Raw genomic sequence first — 5,400 nt, 5'->3', positions numbered from 1 at the left:
GGGACGATGCGGAGGACCTGGCGTCCTGGCCGGAGGAGGGGGGCGGCGGCGGCGGCCTCTCAAGAGAGGGAGCCGCCTGCGGCTCGCGGGCACTCGACGGGAGGGAGGCCGCAGCCACCTTCACCTCCCCGGCGGACGTGGAGGGCTCGACCTCGGTTGCCTGCGAAGATCCGGATGACCCGGTCAGCAGATAGCCGGCCACCGACAGGACGGCGAAGGGCAGACACACGCCCAGGACGAGCCGCCAGGGCGCGGACCTTCGTGGGCGCTCCCCTGCTCCGCGTTGTTCGTTTGGAAAAGAAGACATGCGGCGTTTCTCTCAGGGCTCGCGGGAGGGCGCTCGAACAGCGGGAGGCCCGGGAGGCAGGTCCAGCAGGAACATACGATCCCAATGGGGCTCGATGTGAGTGGTCGCCGCGAGGAGCGTGAGCGCCACCCCCGCACTGCCCGCCAGCACTCCCGGAGCATCCTGCCAGGCCTCGCTCGCCGCACCTTCGAGCTCCAGGCTCTGGTAGCCCCCAATGCCGCACCCCGGCTGGAACACCTCCAGGGTGCGGGAGAACCAGCCTCGGGCGGCCTCGAGGAGCCGCGGCTCGCCCGTCGCCTGGTAGAGGCGGTTGAACACGTGCCCGAGCCCCGCCATGCCGTGACACACCATGGCGTCCTTGACCCGGCACTCCTCCACGGGGCGATGCGCGGCCAGGCGGGCCGTGAGCAGGGCCTCCTGCTCCCATTCAGGCACCCCCAGCTCGCGCGCGGCCAACAGCAACGCGGCGGCGACGCCCGGATCGCCATAACACCATGCGGCCCGTGCCTCCTTCGGGGGAATGCTCCGGGCAACCCACGCGGGAAATCGTGAGGAGCCCCCCTCGGGCAGCCTCTCGCGCAGCAGGTCCCGGACCGCGTCCCGGACGAGCTCCCGCGCAGGCGGCGGTTCCCAGGCACTGCAAGCCCGTGCCAGCAGGGCGATCACCCCGGGTGCCCCGTGAGCCACTCCCAGGTTGAGGTGGGGCACGTTGTAGCGCGTGCGCAGGTGGGGAGCCTGCTTTCCGGGCACCGTCCACCACCGCGCGCCCAGGCCGTCGCGCTCGCTCAGCTTCTCCAGCAGCCGCACGACGTGCCCCAGGCACTCTCTCGCGGAAGAGCGCTCCGGGTATTCCAGCCCGTAGACGCCCAGACCCACCAGCCCACTGACGAGATCATGGCCCCCCTCCCATTCAGGGGCAGCGAGCTGGGCGCACACGAGCTCCATCACCTGCGCCGTGAGATCCTCCGGCGCCTGCCCGAAGAGGCACCGATGCACGTGCTCTGCTGCCCAGGCCACCCCGGTGAGGCCTGAATAGAGGCCCAGGGGCATTGGCGTACTGGCCGCGCCATCCATGGCGCGCTCGAGACTTTGAAGCGAGAACTCCCCAGCGTCTCCCCCCGCTCCCGCCCGGGAGAGATAGGCAAACAGCACGGCGATGCCAGACATCCCCTGGGACAGGGAGAAGTCACGCTCATATGTGCCTGACCGCGCCCGAAGGTCCCGCGCGATGGACTCGATCACCTGCCACGCGCGCGCGGCCTGCTCACCGCCCAGGATGGGCTGCCATTCTTCTTGATGCATTGCAGTGGAAGACTAGCAGAACCCCGCGGGGCTCCAATGTCCGAATTCTAGCTTTCCCTTGCCATGGATTGCAGGGCACTGCTAGGACAGCGCTGCTGTCCAGACGTCTGTCCAGACGTCTGTCATGGTGTCCCTGGCGTCAGTGCGGGCAGGCCGAGCAACCCAGGGCATCCCTCACCTAGGAGCGTAGTCATATGGAGTCGCGATCCCAGCCGAGCCAGAAGAAGCTGATCGTGAGCAAGGAGTCCATCCGCATGCTCGCGCAGAAGCAGCTTTCGACGGAGGCGAACATGATGCCGCCGGAGACCGATACCTCGAATACGACCAGCGGACATTGCTGCTTTGAGCCGTCGGACACCTGTCTCCTCTAATCCCACTCGAAAGCTCTTGACTGGGGGCTGGCGCATGACGCGCGTACCGCACATCGTGCGCCAGGCTCGTTGCAGATGACGGCCAACTTCGGGCGTGAGCCTCCGCATCGCGCGAGCACGGACTTCTTCGTGCTCCGAACTCCGCTGCTCCCCCTCCACCTGTTCTCTGAGTGGGCTTCTGGGGTCGAGCTGAGCCAGTTGGACGCCTCGTTGCCATGGGCAGAGCGCATCGAGGCCGCCAGGAGAGGCCTGCGCTCCCGGCTTCGTGAGCTGCTCAAGCTGCCCGAGGTCCACGAGGCGCTGCTCGTCTCCTCGCCCAACCTTGTTTCCAGTCTGGAGAGCTGGGTGCGGACCCCAGACGGACCCAGCGGGAGCAAGGTGGAGCGCGCCCTCGTCCGCTACCTTGCGCGAATGACGGGGCGCGCAACCCCCTTCGGGCTCTTCGCCGGGTGCTCCGTCGGCCAGTTGGGCCGGGAGACCCGGCTGTCACTCCAAGGCCGGGAGGCCTACCAAAGACAGACGCGCCTGGACATGGACTACCTGGCCTCCCTCCTCGACGCCTTGCAACGGCAAGGCGCGGTCAGGCACCACCCCCGCTATTTCCCCAACTCCAGCCTCTACCGCACGGCGGGACGGTTTCGGTACGTCGAGTCCTCACAGCAAGGCACTGAGCGGGCCTACGAGCTCGCCGCGGTGGAGGCGACCCCGTATCTGGAGTTCGTCCTGGAGCGTGCCCGGGAAGGAGCCCGTCGCGAGGAGCTGGCCCAGGCCCTGGCCGAGAGAGAGGGGGATGTCAGCGTCACGGAGGCGGGCGAGTACGTAGACGAGCTCGTCACCCTCCAGGTGCTGGTCTCGGAGCTCGTCCCGGCCGTGACGCTGCCGGATCCTCTCCGGGAAGTCATCGCGCAGCTCGGGAGGAGCCCGTCCACGGCCTGGCAGGCCGGGCAGTTGGAGCGGGTTCATGGACTGCTTGCCGAGCTCGACGCCGCGGGGCTTGGACAGCCGGAGGCGCGCTACCGAGCCGTCGCCGCGTGTGTGGAAGAGCTGCTGCCACCGCCGGAGCTTTCCAAGCTGGTCCAGGTCGACCTTTTCAAGCCCGTGGTTGAAGCAACGCTCGGGCGGGAGGTGATGGACGAGCTGCGCTCGGCCGTGGCGCTCCTCCATCGCATCAGCCCCATGCGGCGCAATCCCCTCCAGAAGTTCAAGGAGGACTTCCTGCGACGCTACGAGCAGCAGGAGGTGCCGCTGGCCGAGGCGCTCGACGAGGACGTAGGCATTGGCTTCGAGGCCGCGAGCGGGCCGGCGGCCAGTTGCTCTCCCCTGCTCAAGGGCCTGGCCTTCCCTGGCGCTCCCGTGGACACGGTGGAGTGGTCACGCGCCGGGGATCTGCTCCTGGAGCGGGTCCAGCAGGTGGTCCGGGCCGGCGGCCGGGTGCTCGAGCTGACGGACAAGGACATCGAGGCGCTCTCGGTCCCAGAGAGGCTGCCGCTGCCGGATGCCTTCGTCGTGGTGGCGACGCTGGGGGCCGCTTCGGAGGAGAGCCTCCGGCAAGGAGACTTCTCGCTGCTGGTGCGGCTGGTGGACGGGCCTTCGGGAGTGAGGCTCCTCGGGCGCTTCTGCCATGGGAATGAGGCGCTCGGCTCCGCCGTACGCCACCACCTGCGCCTCGAGGAGGCGCTGCGGCCCGACGCCCTCTTCGCCGAGGTCGTCCACGTCCCCGCGGGCCGGGTGAGCAACGTCCTCACGCGTCCCGCCCTCCGGGCCTACGAGATTCCCTACCTTGGGCGCTCCGCGGTGCCGCCTGAAGCCCAGATTCCGTTGGGAGATCTCCTGATCTCCGTTCGCGAGGGGCGGCTCGTCCTGCGCTCCCGAAAGCTGGGCCGCGAGATCATCCCCCGCATGACGACGGCCCACGCGCACAGGTACCCCCATAACCTGGCGATCTACCGGTTCCTCGGAGCGCTCCAGACCGAAGGGCACGCATGCAGCCTGACCTGGAGGTGGGGCGCGTTGGATGGCGCGCCCTTCCTGCCAAGGGTCGTCGCCGGGCGTGTCGTCCTCGCCAGGGCGCGCTGGCTGCTCCGCGCGAATGTGCTGGAGGAGCTGGCGCAAGGCCCCGCCCACGAGCAGGTCCGCCGGATGCTGGAGCTCCGAGAACGCCTGGGCCTGCCCAGGTTCGTCCTGCTCACGGATGGCGACAACGAGCTGCCAGTGGACCTGGAGAATGCGCTCTGCGTGGAGTCCTTCCTGGCTCTCGCGGCGCGGCGGCGGGTGGTGAGCCTCACGGAGATGTGGCCGGCGCCAGGGGAGCTGTGCGCCAGGGGCCCCGAAGGCTCGTACCTCCACGAGCTGATCATCCCCTTCGTGGGCCGGGAATCCGAGCGGAAGGAAGCTCCCCCTCGCCCTCCCTCTTCCCTCCCCGCTGGGAGACGGAGCTTCCCGCCGGGCTCCGAGTGGCTGTATGCCCGGCTCCACGTCGGCTCCGGCCTCACCGATCGGCTCCTGCTCGAGAACGTCGCCCCCGTTGTGAGAGCGCTCATGTCGTCGGGCAGCGCCGACCAATGGCACTTCCTGCGCTACTCGGACCCCGAGCACCACCTCCGACTGAGGCTGCGCGGCCCACCCGACGCACTGCTACGGGAGGCCCTGCCGCGCCTGCACGACGCCCTGGACCCCCTCCTCCAAGAAGGCCGTCTCAAGCGGTTCCAACTGGACACGTATGTCCGTGAGGTGGAGCGATACGGAGGCAGCGAGGGAGTGCTCCTGGCCGAGGAGTTCTTCCACGTGGACAGCGAGGCGGTCCTCGCGACGCTGGAGGCGTTGGAGGGGCGGGATGGTGATGCGCGGTGGCAGTGCGCCCTCGCGGGGATGGACCTGCTGCTCTCCGACTTCGGGTTCGACCTGGATGGAAGGCACCGCATCGCCAGCCGGCTGCGCACCGCCTACGCCCAGGAGCACGGGGCGGGCAAGAGACTCGAGGCCCAGCTCAGTCGCCTCGCCCGTCAGCGTCGCCCCATCCTGGAGCCACTCCTGACGGGCCAAGGCCCCCCCGGAGGCGCGTCGTCCCCGGGTTTCGCCGCCTTGCTCCGTCGGTCGGAGCGCCTGGTGCCTGTTGTCTCGCGGCTGCGGGAGCTCGAGCGGAGCGGAGGCCTGTCGCAGGGGCTCGATGCGTTGGCCGCAAGCTACCTGCACCTGCACGTCAACCGGATGCTGAGGGACGCTCCGCGTGCGCACGAGTTCGTCCTCTTCGATCTCCTCGAGAGGCTCTATGCGTCGTTCCGGGCGCGGGGGATGCGCCTGGAGCCAGCAGCGAGGATGGACAAGGAGCGCTTGGGATGAGGAAGGGCCCCTGGAGTTGGCTGCGACTGGCGGGCCTGCTGCTCGCGGTGGGCTGCGCCTCCGCGCCTGCCCCCATCCCCC

The 5,400-nt window shown here is 69.2% G+C and carries 4 protein-coding genes; 3 read left to right on the top strand and 1 reads right to left on the bottom strand.

Translation table 11 applies throughout. The features are described from left to right. Positions 1 to 194: hypothetical protein (locus D7X74_RS44650; protein ID WP_233602443.1), on the top strand; the 194-nt coding region annotated here is incomplete at its 5' end. 125 nt (positions 195 to 319) lie between these two features. On the opposite strand, the gene D7X74_RS39145 is transcribed toward D7X74_RS44650, so the two are convergent. Then, entirely contained in the window at positions 320 to 1,609 is a 1,290-nt protein-coding gene (locus D7X74_RS39145; protein WP_120538049.1) for a lanthionine synthetase C family protein, read from the bottom strand. A gap of 194 nt (positions 1,610 to 1,803) precedes the next feature. On the opposite strand from D7X74_RS39145, the gene D7X74_RS43335 reads away from it, so the two are divergent. Further along, positions 1,804 to 1,980 (top strand): hypothetical protein, encoded by a 177-nt coding sequence (locus tag D7X74_RS43335; protein WP_158620496.1) that lies wholly within the window; start codon positions 1,804 to 1,806, stop codon positions 1,978 to 1,980. A 75-nt stretch (positions 1,981 to 2,055) separates the two neighbouring features. Next, positions 2,056 to 5,319: a lantibiotic dehydratase gene (locus D7X74_RS39140; protein ID WP_147446848.1), complete on the top strand. Its 3,264-nt coding sequence runs from the start codon at positions 2,056 to 2,058 to the stop codon at positions 5,317 to 5,319. Positions 5,320 to 5,400: the final 81 nt, after the last annotated feature.

Source organism: Corallococcus sp. CA047B, from assembly GCF_003612065.1.
Taxonomy (GTDB): domain Bacteria; phylum Myxococcota; class Myxococcia; order Myxococcales; family Myxococcaceae; genus Corallococcus; species Corallococcus praedator.
This window is presented reverse-complemented; position numbering and strand designations above follow the sequence as displayed.